This is a genomic window from Microbispora bryophytorum, assembly GCF_006874465.1.
In the GTDB taxonomy this organism is placed as follows: domain Bacteria; phylum Actinomycetota; class Actinomycetes; order Streptosporangiales; family Streptosporangiaceae; genus Microbispora; species Microbispora bryophytorum.
The window spans coordinates 1-18969 of the sequence record NZ_VIRL01000023.1; the positions used below are offsets into that span (position 1 = coordinate 1).

At 71.5% G+C, this 18969-nt stretch carries 22 protein-coding genes and 1 riboswitch; of the genes, 9 read left to right on the plus strand and 13 right to left on the minus strand.

What is annotated here, in order from left to right; genetic code table 11:
* The first annotated feature begins 427 nt into the window (after window positions 1-427).
* Window positions 428-570: riboswitch (cyclic di-AMP (ydaO/yuaA leader) on the plus strand.
* Between the two features lie 166 nt (window positions 571-736).
* The gene (locus FLX07_RS30475) at window positions 737-1516 is read left to right on the plus strand and encodes a CHAP domain-containing protein (RefSeq protein ID WP_142575141.1); all 780 of its coding nucleotides are present in this window, start codon (window positions 737-739) and stop codon (window positions 1514-1516) included.
* An 82-nt stretch (window positions 1517-1598) separates the two neighbouring features.
* Here the strand turns inward: FLX07_RS30475 and FLX07_RS30480 are convergent, their stop codons facing one another.
* From FLX07_RS30480 to FLX07_RS30495, 4 genes are all read right to left on the minus strand, one after another.
* Window positions 1599-2225 (minus strand): DUF305 domain-containing protein, encoded by a 627-nt coding sequence (locus FLX07_RS30480; protein WP_142575142.1) that lies wholly within the window; start codon window positions 2223-2225, stop codon window positions 1599-1601.
* Between the two features lie 70 nt (window positions 2226-2295).
* Entirely contained in the window at window positions 2296-2958 is a 663-nt protein-coding gene (locus FLX07_RS30485; RefSeq protein WP_142575143.1) for a hypothetical protein, read from the minus strand.
* Between the two features lie 43 nt (window positions 2959-3001).
* Window positions 3002-3292 carry a hypothetical protein gene (locus FLX07_RS30490; protein WP_142575144.1) on the minus strand — a complete coding sequence of 97 codons (291 nt, stop codon included), beginning with the start codon at window positions 3290-3292 and terminating at the stop codon, window positions 3002-3004.
* On the minus strand, window positions 3213-4445 hold the full coding sequence (locus tag FLX07_RS30495; RefSeq protein ID WP_167748452.1) for a M48 family metalloprotease: 1233 nt from the start codon (window positions 4443-4445) through the stop codon (window positions 3213-3215). The genes FLX07_RS30490 and FLX07_RS30495 overlap by 80 nt, the downstream gene beginning before the upstream one ends.
* Window positions 4446-4800: 355 nt before the next feature.
* Here FLX07_RS30495 and FLX07_RS30500 point away from each other — a divergent pair, with 355 nt between their 5' ends.
* Window positions 4801-5601 (plus strand): IclR family transcriptional regulator domain-containing protein, encoded by an 801-nt coding sequence (locus tag FLX07_RS30500; RefSeq protein ID WP_142575146.1) that lies wholly within the window; start codon window positions 4801-4803, stop codon window positions 5599-5601.
* On the opposite strand, the gene FLX07_RS30505 is transcribed toward FLX07_RS30500, so the two are convergent.
* From FLX07_RS30505 to FLX07_RS30530, 6 genes are all read right to left on the minus strand, one after another.
* Window positions 5588-6442: a class I SAM-dependent methyltransferase gene (locus tag FLX07_RS30505; protein WP_142575147.1), complete on the minus strand. Its 855-nt coding sequence runs from the start codon at window positions 6440-6442 to the stop codon at window positions 5588-5590. The genes FLX07_RS30500 and FLX07_RS30505 overlap by 14 nt on opposite strands.
* 192 nt (window positions 6443-6634) lie before the next feature.
* Window positions 6635-7621 carry a quinone oxidoreductase family protein gene (locus tag FLX07_RS30510; RefSeq protein WP_142575148.1) on the minus strand — a complete coding sequence of 329 codons (987 nt, stop codon included), beginning with the start codon at window positions 7619-7621 and terminating at the stop codon, window positions 6635-6637.
* A gap of 119 nt (window positions 7622-7740) precedes the next feature.
* Entirely contained in the window at window positions 7741-8100 is a 360-nt protein-coding gene (locus FLX07_RS30515) for a hypothetical protein (RefSeq protein WP_142575149.1), read from the minus strand.
* Complete coding sequence (locus FLX07_RS30520) at window positions 8097-8960, minus strand: DODA-type extradiol aromatic ring-opening family dioxygenase (protein WP_142575150.1); 864 nt, start codon at window positions 8958-8960, stop codon at window positions 8097-8099. Before FLX07_RS30520 ends, FLX07_RS30515 begins: the two co-directional genes overlap by 4 nt.
* A 17-nt stretch (window positions 8961-8977) precedes the next feature.
* Window positions 8978-9799, minus strand: coding sequence for a citryl-CoA lyase (locus FLX07_RS30525; RefSeq protein ID WP_142575151.1), 822 nt, complete (start codon window positions 9797-9799; stop codon window positions 8978-8980).
* The gene (locus FLX07_RS30530) at window positions 9792-10973 is read right to left on the minus strand and encodes a CaiB/BaiF CoA transferase family protein (protein ID WP_142575152.1); all 1182 of its coding nucleotides are present in this window, start codon (window positions 10971-10973) and stop codon (window positions 9792-9794) included. Before FLX07_RS30530 ends, FLX07_RS30525 begins: the two co-directional genes overlap by 8 nt.
* Window positions 10974-11226: 253 nt before the next feature.
* Between FLX07_RS30530 and FLX07_RS30535 the strand changes: the two genes are divergently transcribed.
* A complete protein-coding gene (locus FLX07_RS30535) occupies window positions 11227-12675 on the plus strand; it encodes an amidohydrolase family protein (protein WP_142575153.1) in 1449 nt (482 codons plus the stop codon).
* Window positions 12676-12975: 300 nt separating this feature from the next.
* Complete coding sequence (locus FLX07_RS30540) at window positions 12976-13584, plus strand: hypothetical protein (protein ID WP_142575154.1); 609 nt, start codon at window positions 12976-12978, stop codon at window positions 13582-13584.
* A 32-nt stretch (window positions 13585-13616) separates the two neighbouring features.
* Here the strand turns inward: FLX07_RS30540 and FLX07_RS30545 are convergent, their stop codons facing one another.
* Window positions 13617-14120 carry a MarR family winged helix-turn-helix transcriptional regulator gene (locus tag FLX07_RS30545; RefSeq protein WP_142575155.1) on the minus strand — a complete coding sequence of 168 codons (504 nt, stop codon included), beginning with the start codon at window positions 14118-14120 and terminating at the stop codon, window positions 13617-13619.
* 102 nt (window positions 14121-14222) lie between these two features.
* Window positions 14223-14630, minus strand: a complete 408-nt coding sequence (locus FLX07_RS30550; RefSeq protein WP_142575156.1) for a four-helix bundle copper-binding protein — start codon at window positions 14628-14630, stop codon at window positions 14223-14225.
* 239 nt (window positions 14631-14869) lie between these two features.
* Between FLX07_RS30550 and FLX07_RS30555 the strand changes: the two genes are divergently transcribed.
* Window positions 14870-15049, plus strand: a complete 180-nt coding sequence (locus FLX07_RS30555; protein ID WP_142575157.1) for a DUF4236 domain-containing protein — start codon at window positions 14870-14872, stop codon at window positions 15047-15049.
* A 260-nt stretch (window positions 15050-15309) separates the two neighbouring features.
* Here the strand turns inward: FLX07_RS30555 and FLX07_RS30560 are convergent, their stop codons facing one another.
* Window positions 15310-15537, minus strand: a complete 228-nt coding sequence (locus FLX07_RS30560) for a hypervirulence associated TUDOR domain-containing protein (protein WP_142575158.1) — start codon at window positions 15535-15537, stop codon at window positions 15310-15312.
* 177 nt (window positions 15538-15714) lie between these two features.
* On the opposite strand from FLX07_RS30560, the gene FLX07_RS30565 reads away from it, so the two are divergent.
* The 4 genes from FLX07_RS30565 to FLX07_RS30580 all read left to right on the plus strand — a co-directional run bounded on the left by FLX07_RS30565 (window position 15715) and on the right by FLX07_RS30580 (window position 18908).
* Window positions 15715-15939, plus strand: a complete 225-nt coding sequence (locus FLX07_RS30565) for a type II toxin-antitoxin system HicB family antitoxin (RefSeq protein ID WP_142575159.1) — start codon at window positions 15715-15717, stop codon at window positions 15937-15939.
* A gap of 236 nt (window positions 15940-16175) precedes the next feature.
* On the plus strand, window positions 16176-16805 hold the full coding sequence (locus tag FLX07_RS30570; protein ID WP_142575160.1) for a hypothetical protein: 630 nt from the start codon (window positions 16176-16178) through the stop codon (window positions 16803-16805).
* Between the two features lie 238 nt (window positions 16806-17043).
* Entirely contained in the window at window positions 17044-17703 is a 660-nt protein-coding gene (locus FLX07_RS30575) for a fasciclin domain-containing protein (RefSeq protein WP_142575161.1), read from the plus strand.
* Between the two features lie 479 nt (window positions 17704-18182).
* The gene (locus tag FLX07_RS30580) at window positions 18183-18908 is read left to right on the plus strand and encodes a hypothetical protein (RefSeq protein WP_142575162.1); all 726 of its coding nucleotides are present in this window, start codon (window positions 18183-18185) and stop codon (window positions 18906-18908) included.
* Window positions 18909-18969 lie beyond the last annotated feature (61 nt).

The following is an 18969-nucleotide window of genomic DNA, read 5'->3' on the forward strand; positions in this document are numbered from 1 at the left end:
GGCGGGTGTGGCGCTGGGGCGTGGCCCGCAGGCGTATCTGCGGGAGGGGGATGTGGTGGAGCTGGAGATCGAGGGTCTGGGCCGTCAGCGGCAGCGGGTGGGCCAGGCGTGAGCGAGGCGGGTGTGAGCGAGGCGGGCGTGAGCGAGCGCGTGTGAGTAGGCCGGCCGGGTCGCCTTCGGCCCGGCCGCCCGCCGTACGGCATGAGCACCCGCCCGGCGGGCCGCAGGGCGGGCGGGCGGGTGCTGATGCCGTAGGGCGCGGTGTGGCGCATGTCACCACCGACCGCCCGCGGCCGTGAGGACCTGCGGAAGCACGGAACGGCGGCGGCCACAATGATGCCGTTTGCTGTGGTTTCCGCCGTGTCTTACTTGTTATCTATTAAACTTCCCGTGTGTCTCGCCGGTGAGCGGTCCTCAACCCGAGGACGACCGGCGACCGCCGAATCCCGGAAGTCATCGATCCCGGGAACCGGGGACCCACGTCTCCTGGGGTGAATCCGGACAATCCGGTAGGGCTGCTCCTGGCCCGAACCCGTCAGCTAACCCGGTAGGCGGCCAAGGAGAGGAGAGCGCGTGGAGTGTCGGCTCCACCTGCCCACCCGGTCCGCGTCGCATCGCCGGACCACTTGCCTGCCCTGGAACGTCTCCAGGCTTCCGGGGTGATGGCGCGCCCGTGACGGGCTGCCGCATCTCCCGTTTCTGATCCGCCCCGCCGCGGCTGTGGCCTCGGACGGCCATGCCGTCATGCCGCCACGCCCCGCGGGCCGGTTCGTCATGTCTCGAAGCGCGCCATGAGGAGCCTCCGATTTCCACCGATCCGATAGCTCGACAGCTGCTCGACGCCGTCCGCCCCGAACTGGGCTACCGCGAACGAGCCGGGAAACACACGAAGTTCGGCGAGTGGTACGCCGACAACGTCGCCAAGGACTCCGACTTCAAGGCCGCCCCCTGGTGCGACATGTTCGTCTCCTGGGCGGCGGACCAAGCCGGGGTGCAGGGCCACGTCGGCGAGTTCGCGCTGACCACACGGCACGCCGAGTGGTTCAAGGAGCATCACGCCTGGAGCGGCAAGCCCGAGCCGGGGGCCGTGGTCTTCTTCGACTGGTCGGGATCCAAGAAGATCCACGACATCGACCACGTCGGCATCGTCGAGAAGGTCGTCGGCGGAAAGGTCCACACGATCGAGGGCAACGTCGACGGCGTGTGGCTGAAGCGCAAGGTGCGCGACACAAGCAAGATCGTCGGATACGGCCTGCCGCGCAAGGTCAAGGTGGCGCCGAAGGCGCCGGTGACGATCCAGCCCGTGGCGGCCGTGAACGCGAGCGTCCAGGGCGCCGCGGCGTCCACCGGCGGGAACGTGACCGCCCCGCAGGGGAAGTCCCTCGACGTCGTGTGGTCGCCCGGCGACGCCGTCCTGCCGGCCGGTCTGCTGTTCGCGGTGGTCTCCACCGCCGTGACCGGGCTCCGGTCCAAGGCCGCGGCGGCGTCGTCCGGCGGGCGGCACCGCAAGAGATGACCGCCCACGGTGACACGCGCGGTGACTTCCCGTGCCCTCCGGAGCGGCGGGCCGTCGTGGCACGTCGCCTGCTCGGGCCGCGTCAACCCAGCAGGCTCTTCATCTCCGTGATCTCGGCGGACTGGCTGGAGACGATGGACGCCGCCAACCGCCGGGCCGGCTCGTAGACCCCGGTGCGCAGCTCGTCGCGCGCCATGGCGACGGCGCCCTCGTGGTGCCGGATCATCATCGTGAGGAAGGCCCGGTCGAAGGCCCGTCCGGACAGCCCCGCGAGTCGGCGCATGTCCTCGGGGGACATCATCCCGGGCATGGCGTGGTGCGCCGGCGCGTGGCTCTCCATGGGCGCCGGCTCGCCCCAGGCCGTGAGCCAGCCGCTCATCGTCCGGATCTCGGGAGCCTGCGCGGCCTCGATGCGCTGGGCGAGCCGTGCGACCCGGGCGTCCGCCGCGCGGCCCTCGGCCAGCCTCCCCATCTCCACCGCCTGACGATGATGCGGGATCATCATCCGGGCGAACATGACGTCCTGGTCGTTGTGGTCGGCCGTCGGCGTCGTGCCGCCAGGCCCGGCGGGCACGACGGGGACGGCGGGTGCGGCGGGTGCGGCGGGCGGAGAAGGCGCCCTGGCCCAGGCGGCGGAGCCGTACGCGCCGCCCACGCCGGCCAGCAGGCCGGCCGTCAGCAGGGCCGCCGGCAGAACACGTCCCTTCATCGGCCAACACCTCCGTACGTCCGGGAGCGGGCCTCTCGTTTGTCGTACCCCGCGCTGAGGAACGTTCCCGTCAGCCGTTGAACGTGATGCGGAACCGGTAGTTGTCACCGTAGGTCGAGCCGCTGATGGTGAACGCCGCGCTTCCCGAGCTCACCCAGCCCGAGACCGTCGCCCCGGCGTTGACGGCGTAGAGGAAGGGAGACGTGCCGAGATTACGGCAGGGGACGATGGTCTTCTCGCCGTAGAAGTGGTTGAACGTGGCCCCCTCGGCGCGATGAGTGTCGACCAGCTTGCCGGACCAGGAGGTGCCCGATCGGCTGGTGACCCAGTAGCCCAGCAGGAGCCGCGGGTCGCGTGCGTTACCGCCGAGATCGCGGGCCGACGCGGTGACGACGTGGGCGGAGCCGAGTTGGAAGGATCCGACGGCTCCGATGGTCCCCACGTAGAACTCCCAGTAGAAGGGGTTGCGCTCGACCCGGCCCGCGGCGGACTTGCGCGGGCCGGTGACGAATCTCGCGGCCATCTTGTATCGGCTGGTGCCGATGAACCGGCGCTCACCCGAGAGGGGACCTCCGCAGTAGTCGTATGAGTCGACCACCACGGTGGCGGTGCCGCGATAGGTCCGCACGGCGGACTGCGCGCCGGCCGCCGGGCTGGACGGGATCACCGTCCAGAGCGCCGCGGTCACCGAAACGGCCGCCGCTAATCCGCATTTGCGTGCTTTTCGGTTCATGAAGTAATTCCCTCCTTGTCGTACGTCGATCGAGGGCCGTTTTTCAGACGAAACTCGTCATATAGAGCGCCAGCGGAAGGACGGCGGCCAGTGCATAGGGAGCGAGCTGAGAATGGCGATCGCCGGCATGTCGTGTCCGTACGATCCACGGCCAGACGACCAGCTGCACCGCGCTCCCGCCCACGAGAAGCCGGTCGAAGGCGAGCCCGTCGACGACGCTCCGGAGCACGTGGGCGATCGCGACGCCGATGTCCTCACCGGTGAGCATGAATGCGGGCAGGGCGAGGGCCGACACCAGCGCGAGCCGGACGACGAGGGTCGCGGGCCATGCCACGGCCAGCCCCGTGAGGCCGCAGAGGCGCCCCCCGGCGCGCGCCTCCGAGCACGACGTACAAGGTGATCGGCAGCAGCCCGACGAGCACGAAGACCGGGCCCCAGGCGCGCACCAGCCAGGTGAAAGGGCTCGCGAGACCGACGACGTGGTGATCGAGCTGGCGACGGTGGGCGATCTCGTGCAGCAGTACGGCCTCGGCCGCTTCGCGGTCCGCCCGCCACAGGACGGTCAGCGGGAGGAAGACGGCGATCCGCGCCTTGTTCCAGCCCACCGGATAGACGCGCGCCGGCATGCGGGTGCTCTCGCTGAATCTGATCTCGATGGAAGGGTCCTGCCGCCGTACGAACGCGCCGATCTCCTCGATGACCGGGTTGTCGCTGACTCTCAGACCGTGGCGCCGCTCCACCCTTTGTCCGCGGAACCCCGGCAGCAGCAGGCTCGCCACCGCCCCACACAGGATCAGCACAGGGAAGAGCTGGGCGATGCTCGCGACCCCGAGCACGATGCCCGCCGTGCGGGCGACGCCCAGAGGGCTGTTCGTGATCAGGGTCCAGTAGTCCGTGGCCTGGCGGGTCCAGTCGCCGATCAACCAGGGCACTCCGACCAGAAGGTAGGCGATCAGGTAGAACCAGAGCCACGGTGGCAGCATCCAGGAACGCGGTCGCCCGCCGAGCCGGGGTTCCGGCAGCGGCTGAGCGGGGTCGGTGGCCAGAAGAGCCGCGAGCAGCGCCTGGACCTCCTCCAGGGTGTTGCCCGGTTCGAAGATCGTCTCCAGAAGGCGGTAGGTCTGTTGCTCGGCTCTCTCCCTGCTGAGGCCGTAGGCGATCAGGCGCTCCGTCAGGACGGCGATCGCCTGGTCGAGCAGGCGCCCCTGGCCGGGGTTCAGCTCGGCAGGCGCCGAGGGGCCGGCGGTGGCGGCGGTTCGCTCAAGCGAGGGGGTTGTGCCACTACGCCGCGCCTGGATGAGGGCGTACACGGCGAGCGTGTTCCCGATCAGTTTGTCGGCGAGAAAGGTGTGCAGGTGATCGGCCGCAGCGCGCAGGGCGTCGAGAATGGCCGGCAGCTCGCCGATCCCCGCCGGGCGCGAATTCCCCGGTTTCCCCGCCGTCTCCGGTGGTGAAAAGCCGGCGGCGGCGTTCCCCGCCTTCGGCATAGGCGGAGCCGACCTCTGCGGCGAAATCGCGCCCCCTTTGTGGTGAAAGTGGAGACGGTGGTGCCGTGCGAGCCCCGGCCGGCCGGGAGTGATGAGCGCCGGCCGCGCGCGGCCCGGACGAGCAGGGCACGGGGCGCGGGTGGCAGAGACGCGGGTGGCAGGTGGCGCCGTCAGGGTGTCGCTCGAACGGACAGGGGTCCGCTTAGCGGTCATGATGAGGACTGATCTCGCCGACTGCAGGGTTGCGGCGGTGTGACGCAGGGCATTCCGGACCACGCGTACGGCCGTCAGGCGGACATCGAACCGCGATCAGGGTCTAAAGTTGACTCGGCGAGTTCGAGCGGAAGAGGCGTTCATGGCACGAGGCGACACCGGACCTGACTTCATCGAGGCGCTCGCGCGCGGCCTCGATGTCATCAGGGCGTTCCAGCCGGGGCGCCCGGTCATGTCCCTGACGGAGGTGGCGGCGGCGACCGGCCTGGCCCGGCCCACCGCGCGGCGCATCCTGCTCACGCTGCAGGAGCTGGGATACGCGCGCTCGGCGCAGGGCGGCTTCGCCCTGACCCCGCGGGTGCTCGAACTCGGCGTCTCCTACGTCCGCTCGACGGGCCTGTGGGAGGTGGCCAGGCCGCATCTGGAACGGCTGGTCGCCCAGACGCGCGAGTCGTCGTCGATCGCCCAGCTCGACGGGTCCGACATCGTGTACGTCGCCCGCGTGGCCGTACCGAAGATCGTCGCCCTCTCGGTGCAGATCGGGACGCGGTTCCCGGCGATGCAGACGTCCCTGGGCAAGGTGCTGCTGGCCGCGCTCCCGCCGGACGAGCTGGAGCGGGTTCTGGCCGAGCCGAGCCGGTCGGGCATCGAGCCGCGCTGGCGGCCCGATCAGCGGGAGCGCGACGCCGTGCTGCGCGAGGTGCGGGCGAAGGGCTGGGCGCTGACCGACGAGCAGCTCGCGCTCGGGATACGCTCGGTGGCCGCGCCGCTGCGGGACGGCTCCGGCACCGTCATCGCGGCCGTGAACGTCAACAGCCACGCGGCCGAGACCTCGCTGGAGAAGCTGACCGAGGAGCATCTGCCGCTGCTGCTGAAGACCGCCGGCGCGATCAGCGCCGACTGGGCGCTCTACGAGTCGGTCCCGCAGGTCACGGCGTCCTAGGAATCCGCCGGTCATGACCTGGCTGCCGCGGTTCCCGGCGGCCCGCCTGACCGGGCTTACGGGCGTAGAAGTACATGACCGGTAGATCGAAGGCGTCCGGTTCGTTCAACAGCTCGGAGACCCGGGCGAGGTAGCGCGCCTCGAAGGCGGCCGTTTCCTCCGCGGAGAGCGACGCGACTTCGGTGTAGTTCGGGTTCGCCACATGGCCCCGCCACAGGTCCGCCGCGTTTCTGGGCGGGAGCGCGATCACATCCGGTACGGCCCGTTCGTAGACGAAGCCGGCCCTGGCCACCGCCGCGCGGCTGCTCTCCTCCGTGCCCACCTCAGCCATCGGATCGGTGAGGGCGAGGCCGAAGTCCGCGGCGCATTCCCGGAACACACGAGCCGCGCGGGGGAAGCCGGCCCGCATCGCGGAGAAGCAGACAAGCCCGCCCGGTTTCAGCACCCGATGCCAGGCGGCGAACGCCGTCGAGGCCGGCAGATAGAGCATCCCCGCGCAGCACAGGACCACGTCGAACGCCTCGTCGTCGAACCCGTCGAGAGCGGTGGCGTCCGCCTTCACATAGCTCACGTTGGTCAGACCGGACGCGGTGCACAGCCGGTCGGCCTCCTGCAGCATCGCGGCCGAGATGTCCACGCCGACCACCTGACCGGAGGGACCGACCGCCCGTGCCGCGGCCAGCGCCGCCAGACCCGTGCCGGTGGCGGCGTCCAGCACGCGCATCCCGGGCGTCAGGCCCGCGAGCTCCACCAGCCGCTCGGCGTAGCCGGTGTGCCAGCTCAGATGCCCGTAACCGGCGGCTCGCCGGTCGAAGTACGACTCCATCCGCCTGTGATCCATATGCCCATCCTGTCCGCCCGGCGAAAGACTGTCGCCTACGGCCGTCCTTGGGCGAACGTGCTCAACGCGCCGTCGATGATCCCGCGCAGGGCTCTCGCGGGCCGAGACCGGTGATCGCACGCTGCCAGGCCCGATCGGTGAACCCGCCACGTCTCACCGTGAACGATCACGCAACCGCACCAGCTGTGATCATCAGTCGGACAGGCTCTCGTCTAGGAGGCCGCGCCGGGGGATCAGGACGATCCTGCCGGAGGCGGCGCCGGCCGCCTGACGGAGCCAGGCGGCGCCGGCGTCCTCCAGCGAAACCGTCTCGCAGGCGACGGCCAGCCGCCCGAGCGCCGCCTGCTCGGCGACGAAGACGATCGAGGCGGCCCGCTGCTCGGCGGTCAGCTCGTTGTTGGTGTATCCCAGCAGCCGCAGCGACCTGCCGCGCAGCGTGGAGGACTCGATCGGGCAGGTCTCGTCCGCCGAGGAACCGAGGTTGACCCACCGGCCTCCCCGGCGCAGGGCACGGGCAGCGGCGGCGGCCGCCGGGCCGAAGAGCGGGTCGAGCACCAGGTCGGCGGGCCCGTCGCAGGCCTCGGCGAAGCGGGCGGCGAGCGAGGCGACGTCGCCGGTGTCGAGTGCCACCACGGCGTCCGCGCCCGCCTGCCAGGCGCGGTCGCGGGCGGCGGGGGAGCGGGCGCCCGCGACGACCCTGCGGGCGCCGGCGATGCGCGCGATCCGTACGGCGGCCTGCCCGACGACGCCGCCCGCGCCGAGCACCACCACCTGCTCGCCGGGGACGAGTTCGCCGCGCCAGGTCAGCGCCATGTGCGCGGCGACGGCCGAGAGCCCGAGCGCGGCCACCGCGACCGGGTCGGCCCCGGCGGGCAGTTCGACGAGGTCGTCCGCAGGCACCGCCGCGAACTGCGCCATGCTGCCGTCGCCCGGGGCCATTCCGGCCGAGGTCGCGAACCACACCGGCCGCCCGTTCGCGACGCCGGCCCCCTGCACGCCCGGCACGTACGGCGTGCGCGGCCTGCCGAAGTAGGACGTGCCGGTCGCGCACAGCAGGTCGAGGGGCGTGACGGGCGCGGCGCCGACCTCGACCAGCGTCTCGGCGGGCCCGGCGACGGGCACGGGCAGGTCGGCCACCAGCGGCGGCCTGCCGGGTTCCACGATCTGCGCCGCCCGCATGTTCCACCTCTTCTCCCGGACACCGCACATGGTCATCGGCGACGGCCGCCGGGCACGCCCCGCACGGCGTGCCCGGCGCCTCCGCCGCCCGGCCCGCCTTCGGGAGGCTGGCAGGTCGATCACGTCGCGATGTCGGGGTACGGCATCGTCATGTGGGCCAGCCGCCTGGCGTAATCGGTCTGGAAGCCCATCGGCTCGTGGTCGCGCTCGAACATCGCGATGAACAGCGTGAGCGTGAGGAACGGGTGCGCGCCCAGCTCGAACAGCCGGGGGTAGTCGTGGCCGGCCAGGGCCTCGCGCTCGGCGTCCTCGAAGCGCAGCCAGGTCGACGCCTCCCCGCCGTGACAGCTCAGCAGCCGGTTGGCGTACTCGGCCTCCCACCACTCCACCGTGCCGCGAGGGTCCTCGCGGTAGCGCTCGACCAGCTCCGGATCGCGGTCGACGGTGAACAGGAACTTGTTCAGCAGGTACTTGCTCACGCCACGCCTCCGTCGGGGTACCAGGTGAAGTAGGCCTCCATGGTGTGGAACAGGTCGTAGGTGTCGACGTAGTCGGCCTTGGCGCCCTCACCGGCCACGCCCATCATCAGCATGAAGTCCATGAAGCCGTGGGTGGCGTTGCCGGGCAGGTGGAGGCTGTCGAGGGTGACCTCCGACAGGCACCCCTCGATGTCGCCCGAGGAGATCCACTCGACCGCCTTGCGGTCGAACTCCGGATCGGGCCCGTGCGGGCCGAACTGGCGCGGCCCGCCGAGCTCCAGCGACAGGTGCCCGGTGCCGATCACCGCCACCCGCTTGTCCGCCGGCCACGACTCCACCAGCTCCCGGATCGTACGGCCGAGCTGCACGAACCGCTGCGGCCGCGGCAGCGGCGGGGCGAAGATGTTGGTGTAGATCGGCACGATCGGCAGATCGTTCTGCGGCCGCAGCGTGATGATCGGGCAGGTGATCGAGTGGTCGATCCGCAGCTCGTTGGAGAAGGCCAGGTCGAAGCCCGCGTCGAGGCCCTCCCGCAGGATGTACGCCGACAGGTCCTCCTGGCCGGTGAAGAACATCCGGGGCAGGCCGAACTCGCGTTCCTCGTTGTGCCAGTTCGCGTCGTAGAACGGCGCCTTGCCGACGAGGAACTGCGGCATGTTGTCGAGCCAGAGCTGGTGGAAGTGGTCGGAGCCGACCATGACCAGCACGTCGGGCCGCGCCTTCGTCAGCGTCTCCCGGAACGCCTCGACCTTGCGCACCCACTCGTCCGCGAACGGCGGGCGGTCCTCGCCGGTGGCCGTGCTGGCGCGGTAGTAGAACGGATGATGGGTGGACGCGATCACCGCGACGAGTTCGGCCATGCGAACCTCCAGTGGCCTCAGGGGGTGTAGGGCTCGGGGTCGACGGACCGGTTGTTGAGGTCCACCGACAGGAAGATCTCGTTCGCCACCGGGCGGCGCAGCTCCTCGGCGAGCTGGCCGATCAGGCCGGCCGTACGGGCGAGCAGGGCGAAGCCGCGCAGCAGCTCCAGCGGCAGGCCGAGGTCGGCGAGCGCCGCGCCGCAGACGCCCGCGCCGTTGAGCGGCAGCGTCCTGCCCAGCACCTGCGGATGCACGCGGCCGATCGCGGCGAACAGCGACAGGTGCGGCCCGAACAGGTTCTCCTCCGCGGCGATCTCCAGCAGCCGGGGCGTGCGGGGGTCGCCCTCCTTGTGCACGTGGTGGCCGAGGCCGGGGATGAACCGCCTCTCCTGCCGCCGGGCTCGTACGGTCTCCAGGGCGAGGGCGTCCCAGCCGGCGTCGTCCGGCGGCAGCGGCCCGTCGTGCGCCGCCAGGACGTCGTGCAGGAACCGGCCGGAGTCCTCGGTCACGCCGAGGAAGCGCGATCCGCCGCCGAGCAGCCCGGCCGCGAGCGCGCCCTGGATCGAGTCGGGCGCGGACAGGTACGTCAGCCGGGTGACGATCGCGGTCGGGGTGAACCCGTGATCGGCCAGCGCGGCGAGCACGGCCTCGAACACGCGGGTCTCTCCCGGCGTGGGCCGCCGCTGGGCGGCGAGCCAGAACGCGAGCTCGCCGAACCCGACCTTGCCCATCACGTCCTCGGCCAGGTCGCAGCCGAGGAGCGTGATCGACTTCAGCGAGGACGCCCCCAACGCCGTGGGGTACGACGGCCGCTCGATCATCTCGGGCCGGTCAGACATCGTCGTCCTCCTCCTGGGTCAGCCACTTGCGCAGCTCGTCCCCGTGCTCGTCCAGCTCCGGCGGCGGCAGCCGGTAGGCGGCGGGGGTCGCGGAGAACCGGATGGGGTGGCGGGTGGTCGGGACCGCGCGGTCGCCCTCGCCCACCTCCACGACCGGGTCGAGCCCGAAGCGCTCGGCCATGGCGAACCCGCCGTCGATGGTGTTGATCGGCCCGCAGGGCACCCCCGCCGCGACCAGCAGCTCGAACCACTCCAGCGCGCCGCGCGTGGCGAGCCGTCCGACCAGGACGGGCCGCAGCTCCTCGCGGCGCGCGGTGCGGTCGGCGTTGCGCGCGAAGCGCGGGTCGTCGGCGATCTCCGGGATGCCGAGCACCTCGCACAGCTTGCGGAACTGGCCGTCGTTGCCTGCCGCGACGATGATGTCGTTGTCGGCGGTGGGCAGCGGCTCGTAGGGGAAGACGCTCGGGTGGGCGTTGCCCATGCGGTAGGGGACGACACCGCCGGCGACGTACGCGGAGCTGTGGTTGACCAGGCCGGTCAGCGCCGAGGACAGCAGATTGACCTCGACGTGCTGGCCCTGCCCGGTCGCGTCGCGGTGGCGCAGGGCGGCGAGGACGCCGATGGCGGCGTGGTTGCCCGCCATGACGTCGAAGACCGAGATGCCCGCGCGGTACGCCGGCCCCTCCGGGTCCCCGGTGAGGCTCATCAGCCCCGACATGGCCTGCACCATGAGGTCGTAGCCGGGCACGTCGCGGCCCGCGCCGGAGCCGAACCCGCTGATCGAGGCGTACACCACGCCGGGGTTGGCCGCGCTCACCGCGGTGTAGTCGAGGCCGTACTTGGCGAGCCCGCCCGGCTTGAAGTTCTCCACCAGCACGTCGGCGCGGCGGGCCAGCTCCCGGGCCACCCGGGCGTCACCGGGGTCCCGCAGGTCGAGTGCGATCGACCGCTTGCCCCGGTTGACCCCCAGGTAGTACGTCGACACGTCGCCGCGCACCGGCGGCGTCCAGGTGCGGGTGTCGTCTCCCTTGGGCCCTTCGACCTTGACGACCTCGGCGCCCATGTCGGCCAGCAGCATCGTGGCGTACGGCCCGGCCAGGACCCGCGAGAAGTCGGCCACAAGCACGCCGGACAGCGGCCCGCCTCCCCGCTCGGGCGCGGTGTCGTCTGTCATCCGGCTCCCCTCCTTGCTTGTCGCAGCACTGTCCGCTGAACGGACAGAAGTCCGTGACGCCGATTCTGGCACAGGCGGCTCGCTCGTCAAATGGTCCACCGGCTCTTCGTCGCCGGTTGATACGAGAAACGTATGGTTGACAGCAAGGGTGGGGCTCGGGACAGTAACAGCGGAAGCAGCGCTGACCGTATAGCGGACAAGTGTTCGCCATCGCTGATCGCGCTCGGCCAGTGGGAAGGTGAGGAGTTCGACGATGAACGACCCGACCGATTTCGGACCGGACCGGCCCGTGCTGCTGCGCGGCGGCACGGTGCTGCCGATGGACGACGCGCACAGCGTGCTGCCGGGCACCGACGTCCTCGTCGTCGGCGACCGGATCGCCGAGGTGGGGCCCGACCTGCCCGCGCCGGACGGCGCCGTCGTCGTCGACGCGACCGGCGGCATCGTCATGCCCGGCATGATCGACACTCACCGGCACATGTGGCAGACGGCGATGCGCGGCTACGGCGCCGACTGGACGCTGACGCAGTACTTCGTCTGGTACTACCTGGAGTACGGCAAGCTGTGGCGGCCCGAGGACGTGCACGCGGGCAACCTGCTGGCCGGGATCGAGGCGATCGACGCCGGCGTCACCACGGTCGTGGACTGGTCGCACGGACTGCGGACCGTGGACCACGCCGACGCGGCCGTCGACGCCCTGAACGCGGTGCCCGGCCGGTTCGTGCTGGCCTACGGCAACATCCAGGCGCCGCCGGCCGAGTGGACCGGCGCGCCGGAGTTCCGCGACTTCGTCCGGCGCCGCATCACCGGCGACGACATGCTGGGCTTCCAGATCGCCTTCGACGTCACCGGCGACCCGGCCTTCCCCGAGAAGCCGGCCTTCGAGGTGGCCCGCGAGCTCGGCGTCCCGGTCACGACCCACGCGGGCGTGTGGGGCGCGACCAGCGACGACGGCATCCGCCTCATGCACGAGCACGGCTTCATGACGCCCGAGACGGTCTACGTCCACGCCGCCTCGCTGTCGGCGGACTCCTACCACCGCATCGCCGCCACCGGCGGTTCGATCTCGGTCTCCACCGAGAGCGAGCAGAGCGCGGGCCAGGGCTACCCGCCCACCTGGGCCATCCGCGCGCACGACATCCCGGTCTCGCTGTCGATGGACACCAGCGTCTGGTGGAGCGGCGACCTGTTCTCGGCGATGCGCACCACGCTCGGCGCCGACCGCTCCCGCGAGCACATGGAGGCGCACGCCAGGGGAGAGACGATCACCCACTGCAGCCTGCGCGCCGACCAGGTGGTGGACTGGGCGACGCGCGGAGGCGCCCGCGCCATCGGCCGGAGCGACGACCTCGGCAGCATCCACGTGGGCAAGAAGGCCGACATCGTGCTCATCAAGAACGACGCGTCGCCCGTGTCGTTCCCGCTGCTCAATCCGTACGGGCACGTCGCGTTCCAGGCGCAGCGCGGCGACGTGCACACGGTCCTCGTGAACGGCCGCGTGGTGAAGCACGAGCACCGTCTGGTCGGTGTGGATCTCGTCGCGGCCAGGAGCGAGGTGGAGCGGACCGTCGATTACCTGCGCTCGACCCTGGGCGAGGAGGCATGGCAGAAGGGGATGAACCCCGACGTCCCCGAGACGAAGATCCTCGACAACCCCTACACGTACACCGACTACCACAGCGCCGCGACGCACAGCCGCTGATCTCTCGTCCACTTCCGCGCGGAATCGGGGACCGGCCGACGCCGAAGCGCGGGAGATGGACCGGCCCGCGGTGAGCACGCGCCGCCGAGGCGGTCCTCGGTGCGTCGGGCGGCTCCGTGACCTGACGGTCCGGCCGGGCGGGGCTCGCCGCGTTCATGCGATCGGTCTGTTGGCGCGTGGGGCCATTCATGATTGTTTAGTCGTCTTTGTGAACTTCGGTCACCAGTGGGGTTAGGGTGGGCAGCCACCCGCGGAAGCCGTGGAGGTTTCCCCCGAAACGACCGCTGGGAGTTGTCTCACATGCAAGGGCGCGTCCCGTCACAGACGAGCCAGGATGACCGGTTCCGGCAGGAGATCCTCTCCAGCCAGGGGGAACCACCCCCCACGACCAAGAACAGGAAGCCCGTCGTCATCGCCGCCGCGGCCCTGGTGGCCGTGCTGGCCGCCGGGGGAGCGGGCTTCGCGCTCCGCGGCGGCTCCGGTCCCGCGGGCCCGCCCGCCGGGACCGGCGCGGGGCAGTCGGCCCCCGCCCAGGACGCCGGTTCCGCCGCGGAGGGCGGACAGGACGCGGAGGGCCCGGCGGATCAGAGCTCGGCGGATCAAGGCACGGGGAATCAGGACTCGGCGGATCAGGGCTCAGGGAATCAAGGCGCGGCGGACCAGAGCGCGATCGGCTCCGGCGGAGCGCAGGTGCCCGGCGGAGGCGGCGTGGACACCGCCTCCGGCTCCTCGGGCGGCCCCTCCTCCGGGGGGAAGAGCGCCGGCGCGGGCCGGGCCGGGACCGGCTCGTCGGGCAAGACGAGCGGCTCCTCGAAGGGCGGCGGCAGCCAGGACCAGGGTGAGGTGCCGTCGGGCGCCGACGGAGCCCCTGGGCTCATTCCCGGGGCCTGCGCCGCCTCCGGCTGCTGAATCCCCGGTGAGGAGGCCGCGTCAGGCGGTGGTCAGGAGGACGGGCCGGGCCAGCCGAGCGGGAAGGCGATGCGGGCGGGCGGTTCGCCCGCCGCGTCGTTGAACTCCCGCATGGCGGTGATGAGGGCCTGCCGCTGGGACGCCGGCATCCGCGTGAGGATCGCGGCGATCTCCTCCTTGCGCCGGGAGGTGACCTCCTCCACGATCCGCCGTCCGTTGTCGGTCAGCCGCAGCAGCGTCTCCCGCCGGTTCTGCGGATTCACCTCGCGCTTCAGCAGACCGGCGACGGCGAGGCGGCCGGCCATGCGCATGGCGGTCGACGGATTGACGCCGAGCTTGTCCGCCAGCGTCACCAGCTTGGTCTCGTCCTGCCCGACCACCAGCAGCATGCGGAACTGCGGCAGGGTGACCTTGTCCTCCGCGGCGGCCAGGGACCGCGCCGATATCGCGACGAGCACACGCGAGGCGGTGAGCACGGCGGCGGTGACGGCTTCCATGTCGTCGCCGGTCGGCTCTTCGTCCGCTTCCTTTGCCATAGGAACCGTTTTTACACGGTCCTTCTCACGGCCGTGTCATCGCACCGCCAAACGTGCGGCGGGCGCGGGCGGCGCCTTGAGAACAACTCAGGGCGGAGGTGCTCAGCCGAGCGCGGCCAGCAACTCGTTGCAGGCCTGGGCGCAGCGGCGGCACGCCTCGGCGCAGACCCGGCAGTGCTCGTGCATGTGGGCGTGCAGGCCGCACTCGTCGCCGCAACTGCGTGCCGCCTGCGCGCACGCCTCAAGCTGGGCGCGGGTCAGGTTCGCGTCGTAACCGGTGTGCCGTGACAGCACCCGGCCCGTCGTCGCGCAGATGTCGGCGCAGTCGAGGTTGGTGCGGATGCAGCGGACGAGTTCCGCCACCGCGTGCTCGCTCAGGCAGGCGTCGGCGCAGGCCGTGCAGGTCTGCGCGCAGTCGAAGCAGGCCTCGATGCACTTCGCGAGCGCCTGCCTGTCCACGCCGCCGAGGTCGGCGGGATAGGTCTCCAGCATCACTCCGGCGTGTCCCATGGCTCGCTCCTTCCGGTCCTGGACGGGCGTCCCCGTGAGGACGCGCAGACCCCGCCGATGAGGTCGGGACGGTGAGCCCCCGGCGCCCGCCCGGCGATCCGATCGCGTTCCTGACGGCCGAAAGCCCCTTTGTTGGCCATACCCGGCGGCACGCCACTAAACAGCGGTGAACCGGTCGGCCGGTGTGCTGATCGTCTTCCGGGGTAGTCGCGGGGTCACGGACAATTCATGGAGGAACCATGGGCTGGAGCTACCGGAAATCGATCAAGATGGGGCCGTTCAGGCTCAACCTCTCGCGCGGCGGCGTCGGGCACAGCTACGGTGGACGCGCCTTCCGGGTCACCAAGACGGCCGACGGGCGCCGCACCCTCACCGTGAACCTGCCCGGCGGCTTCCACTGGAAGAAGACGCTCAACTAGCGGAACACCAAGCGGGAACACCTCAGGGGAACATCAAGCGGGAACGGACAGCCGGCACTGCGGGCGCGATCCCCGCGCGCGCCCGCGGCCCTGGCCACGACGTGCCGGCCGGACTCGTGGCCCGTCGGCTCGCCGTCGTCCGGGTTGTCGCACCGACCCCCTTCGGCCGCTCCTCGCGCAGTCAGCGCTCCGGCTCGGCAGCGCACGTGTCGCCCGCCTGGCCGAACCCGGCCGCGGTCCGCCTTGCGTCGGTGGTCACGTCACTCCTTCGGACGCAGGGCCGACGGCTTGTGCACCGCCGTCCCGCCGCTCTTGTCACTGCGTACGAGGAACTGCGGGTCCTCGGGCGAGGCGGCCACCGTGCGGCCCGCCTCCTCCGTACGCTCGGTGATCTTCTTCTCGACCTTGCCGGCCGCCTCGCCGCCGTGGCTCTTCCAGGTGACCTCGTCGCCCACCGACGGCTCTTGCTTCTTGTCTTTCCTGCCCATGCGCCCGGCCCTACCCCAGGAAACGAGCCGCTCCCGCGGCGGGACGTCGGCGGGCCTCCTCATCAGGCAAAATCCGGGCGCGGCGCGCGCGGGCCGCAGCCGGCGGGGGTGGGGAATCTCCGCGCTGTTGCCCGCGCGCCGGGATTACCCCGATCGGTTGCCGCGCACGGAGGAAGCATGGGACGGACCGTGCGGCTGACCGCGACCGTCAACGCCGAGGACGGTGGCACGTACTGCGCGCGGTGCGTCCAGGTCGAGGTGGCCTGCGAAGGGCAGACGGTCGACGAGGCGCTCGACCGGCTGCGGCACGCCCTGGAGCACTACTTCGCGCGCCGGCCCGCGCCGCGCCCGCCCTCGCAGCCGCCGCTCGTGGTGCCGATCGAGGTCAGGCTGCCGGACTGAGCCCGTCGCGCTCCTCACCCCGGGCCCGCGGCGTCCTTCTCGGATGAGGGCGTCTTCGGTGGCCTATCACGCCGGCCCGGCGGCGTTCCCCGGGCCGCCTGCGGGTGCGGGGGATCTTTGCGGGTGAAGCGCCCGATCGCCATGCTTGACCGGACATTGGTCGTCGGATGCGTGATCACTCCCCGGTGCGGCGCTTACCGTCGTGCTCGTACCATCGATGACCTCGGGGGAGTCTCATGCCTCTCTGCACAGCCGTGCTGGCCGCCGCCCTGCTGTCCGGGCCGGTCGCCGTGCCGCCGGACCCGGCCCCGCCCGGGACGAGGGCAACCACGGACAACAACAACGCCGCACCGCCGTCCGCGGGCCGGCCTCAATTCGCGTCGCTGCCCGGCATGGCGCCCCAGGCCGGGGAGCTTCCGTTCACCCTCCCCAAGGCGCCGCCATGGATGGCTCCCGGCGGGATGGACGGCGGGCGCGACGACAGCGCCGCCGATCCTCGGTCGCCGGCCGGAGCCTCCGGCCCGCGCTGGGACACCGGACGACCCTCCGCGACGGCGGACGACAGGGCGGATGACGGGGCGGATGACGGGGCGGACGGAGGAACCGCGGGGACCAAGTACGTTCCGGTGATCGATCCCAAGACACGCGACGTCTTCATTCAACCCGTCCTCGCCTCCGGCAAGGCCGGACAGACGCCGCAGCCGTTCACCTTCGGTCCCATGCAGGGGGTCCAGTCGACCAGGACCTATCCGCTGCCGAGGGGGGAGCAGAAGACCGCGCAGCCGAAGACGGCGCGCCAGAAGACGATCACACGGCCCCGCCAGCATCAGCGGACGCGACCGGTGAGCCCGTCACAGACGGCCTGACTGAACAGGCCCGTGTGACCCGGCCCATCTCAACGGCCCGCCACACCGGTTCTGAACCGGTGCGGCGGGCTCTTCCGGTGTCGCCGTCCGCAGGGGTGCAGGGCGCGTGCGGTCGTGCGGGTGGCACGCCGGGCACCGCCTCCGGCCCCAGGGCCGACCGGTGCGTCCGTTCCGTGTTTCATCACGCACCCGACCCGCCACCCGGCAACGACCTTTCCACGACCAAGGGAACACGATCATGAATACCCGTTTGCTCGCCCTCGCCGCCCTGACCGCGGCGCTTTCGATGTCCGCCGCGTGCGGTAGCCAGGGCGGCGGCAGTCCCGCGGCTCCTGTCGCGGCCAATGAGACCGCCACAGACATGACCAGCGAGACCCCCAGCGCCGAGGCGAGCGAGAGCGCCACCGCGTCCGCAACGCCGTCGGTCTCCGGGGCGCCCGTCGGGGCGGGCTGCTCCTCGCTGCCGGCCTCGGGCAAGGGCAGCCCCGCCGAGCTGGCCAAGGTGCCGGTCGGCACGGCGCTCGCCGACATCCCGACGCTGTCCACGCTGGCGCGCGTCGTGAAGAAGGCCGGGCTGGCCGAGACCCTCAACTCCGCGCAGGACATCACGGTGTTCGCGCCCACGAACGACGCGTTCAGCAAGATTCCGAAGAACCAACTCGACCAGTTGATGTCGAACCGCAAGTCGCTCAGGGGGCTGCTCGCCTACCACGTGGTCAAGGGACGCAAGGCGCCGGCGGACATGCACGGCCAGCTGACCTCCCTCGAAGGGCGCAAGCTCACCGTCTCGGGTTCCGACTCCAGCCTCAAGGTCAACGACGCCGCCGTGACCTGCGGGAACATCGCGACGAGCAACGCCACCATCTACGAGGTCGACAAGGTCCTCATGCCGAGGTAACCGGCCGTCGTCCTGCGACGGCATTGACGGGGGTGAGCCGCTCGCGGCTCGCCCCCGTGCCGTTCCCACCCCTTCTCCACCGTCTTCCCCGCCCCTTTCCCTGCCCCTTCCCCGCCCCTTCCTGCCCCTTCCCCGTCTCGGACAGGTCCCGGGTGCGGGCGGACTTCGCGTCCCGCCTCCCGGATCGCCGCCGCGTCCCCCTCCCCGACCGCCGCCGTGTCCCGCCGCCGTGTCCCGCCTCCCCGACCGCCGCCGTGTCGCCCCCGGAGGCGGTGGCCACGACGCGCGGCCGTCCCGGCCGTGACCGGCTTCGCGCTGTGGTGCCGGTAATCGGCGGAGCAGGGGTGGCCTGGGGGCTATGCCCTGAAGCGGCTGATCCTCTTCTTTGACCGGACACTGGGCATCGGGTCCGTGATGGTCCGGCATCGTGCGCTTACCTTCGTTCTTGTACCGTCCACAAGATTTCGGGGGAAATTCTCATGCCTATATGCACAGCCGTACTGGCCGCGGCTCTCCTGTCGGGTCCCGTTTCCGCGGACCCGGCTCCGCTGTCCGCCAAGGAGCCGATGTCGCCCGGAAAGCAGATCGCCGCAATGGCGATGAACCACCCGGAGGAGCCCGACATCGTCGCGTCCAATGCCCTGGACATTCTGGACAAGGGCACCAAGGTCGGCCCGTACATGCCGGCGGACGACGAGGCCGAGGACCAGGCGAACGGACCGATGGCGAACGGCCAGAGCCCCCAGGGCTCGATGACCGGCAGGCAGGCGCCCGGCGGCGACACGGCCGACAGCCGGCAGGCCGGCCAGCAGCCCGCCGGAGGCCCCTCCGGAGGCAACCCCCTCGCCGGCATCCCGATGAACGGGAACCAGGCGAACGGATCGCAGCCGGGCTCCATGTTCACGATGCCCGCCACCGGAAAGAACAACAGCCAGGGCGCGCCGCAGGACGTCTTCCTTCACCCGACGTCCAACCAGCCGACGTACACCAAGATGTCCGGCAACGACTTCACGGGTAAGCCGTCGAGCGCGAAGACCGACGACGAGGCCGCCGACGCCTGGGTGCGGGAGATGCCGGGCTGGGGGATGCCGCAGATGGGCAAGGCGAAGCCCGCCGCCGCCAAGGCCAAGCCCAAGACCCAGGTCAAGGCGCAGCCCAAGGCGGGCGCCGGCGACTTCTGGAACATGCCGGGCTGGGAGGACTGAGCGCCCGCGCCGCGGTGAGGCGACGCGGTGGCCAGAGGGAGGGGTGAGCCGGTCCGGCTCA

What these genes read in the sequence shown, in the direction of transcription:
- FLX07_RS30475 (WP_142575141.1), top strand. Translation starts at nt 737, where the DNA reads ATGCCGTCATGCCGCCACGCCCCGCGGGCCGGTTCGTCATGTCTCGAA.
- FLX07_RS30480 (WP_142575142.1), bottom strand. Translation starts at nt 2,225, where the DNA reads ATGAAGGGACGTGTTCTGCCGGCGGCCCTGCTGACGGCCGGCCTGCTG.
- FLX07_RS30485 (WP_142575143.1), bottom strand. Translation starts at nt 2,958, where the DNA reads ATGAACCGAAAAGCACGCAAATGCGGATTAGCGGCGGCCGTTTCGGTG.
- FLX07_RS30495 (WP_167748452.1), bottom strand. Translation starts at nt 4,445, where the DNA reads ATGCCGAAGGCGGGGAACGCCGCCGCCGGCTTTTCACCACCGGAGACG.
- FLX07_RS30500 (WP_142575146.1), top strand. Translation starts at nt 4,801, where the DNA reads ATGGCACGAGGCGACACCGGACCTGACTTCATCGAGGCGCTCGCGCGC.
- FLX07_RS30505 (WP_142575147.1), bottom strand. Translation starts at nt 6,442, where the DNA reads ATGGATCACAGGCGGATGGAGTCGTACTTCGACCGGCGAGCCGCCGGT.
- FLX07_RS30510 (WP_142575148.1), bottom strand. Translation starts at nt 7,621, where the DNA reads ATGCGGGCGGCGCAGATCGTGGAACCCGGCAGGCCGCCGCTGGTGGCC.
- FLX07_RS30520 (WP_142575150.1), bottom strand. Translation starts at nt 8,960, where the DNA reads ATGGCCGAACTCGTCGCGGTGATCGCGTCCACCCATCATCCGTTCTAC.
- FLX07_RS30525 (WP_142575151.1), bottom strand. Translation starts at nt 9,799, where the DNA reads ATGTCTGACCGGCCCGAGATGATCGAGCGGCCGTCGTACCCCACGGCG.
- FLX07_RS30530 (WP_142575152.1), bottom strand. Translation starts at nt 10,973, where the DNA reads ATGACAGACGACACCGCGCCCGAGCGGGGAGGCGGGCCGCTGTCCGGC.
- FLX07_RS30535 (WP_142575153.1), top strand. Translation starts at nt 11,227, where the DNA reads ATGAACGACCCGACCGATTTCGGACCGGACCGGCCCGTGCTGCTGCGC.
- FLX07_RS30540 (WP_142575154.1), top strand. Translation starts at nt 12,976, where the DNA reads ATGCAAGGGCGCGTCCCGTCACAGACGAGCCAGGATGACCGGTTCCGG.
- FLX07_RS30545 (WP_142575155.1), bottom strand. Translation starts at nt 14,120, where the DNA reads ATGGCAAAGGAAGCGGACGAAGAGCCGACCGGCGACGACATGGAAGCC.
- FLX07_RS30550 (WP_142575156.1), bottom strand. Translation starts at nt 14,630, where the DNA reads ATGGGACACGCCGGAGTGATGCTGGAGACCTATCCCGCCGACCTCGGC.
- FLX07_RS30555 (WP_142575157.1), top strand. Translation starts at nt 14,870, where the DNA reads ATGGGCTGGAGCTACCGGAAATCGATCAAGATGGGGCCGTTCAGGCTC.
- FLX07_RS30560 (WP_142575158.1), bottom strand. Translation starts at nt 15,537, where the DNA reads ATGGGCAGGAAAGACAAGAAGCAAGAGCCGTCGGTGGGCGACGAGGTC.
- FLX07_RS30565 (WP_142575159.1), top strand. Translation starts at nt 15,715, where the DNA reads ATGGGACGGACCGTGCGGCTGACCGCGACCGTCAACGCCGAGGACGGT.
- FLX07_RS30570 (WP_142575160.1), top strand. Translation starts at nt 16,176, where the DNA reads ATGCCTCTCTGCACAGCCGTGCTGGCCGCCGCCCTGCTGTCCGGGCCG.
- FLX07_RS30575 (WP_142575161.1), top strand. Translation starts at nt 17,044, where the DNA reads ATGAATACCCGTTTGCTCGCCCTCGCCGCCCTGACCGCGGCGCTTTCG.
- FLX07_RS30580 (WP_142575162.1), top strand. Translation starts at nt 18,183, where the DNA reads ATGCCTATATGCACAGCCGTACTGGCCGCGGCTCTCCTGTCGGGTCCC.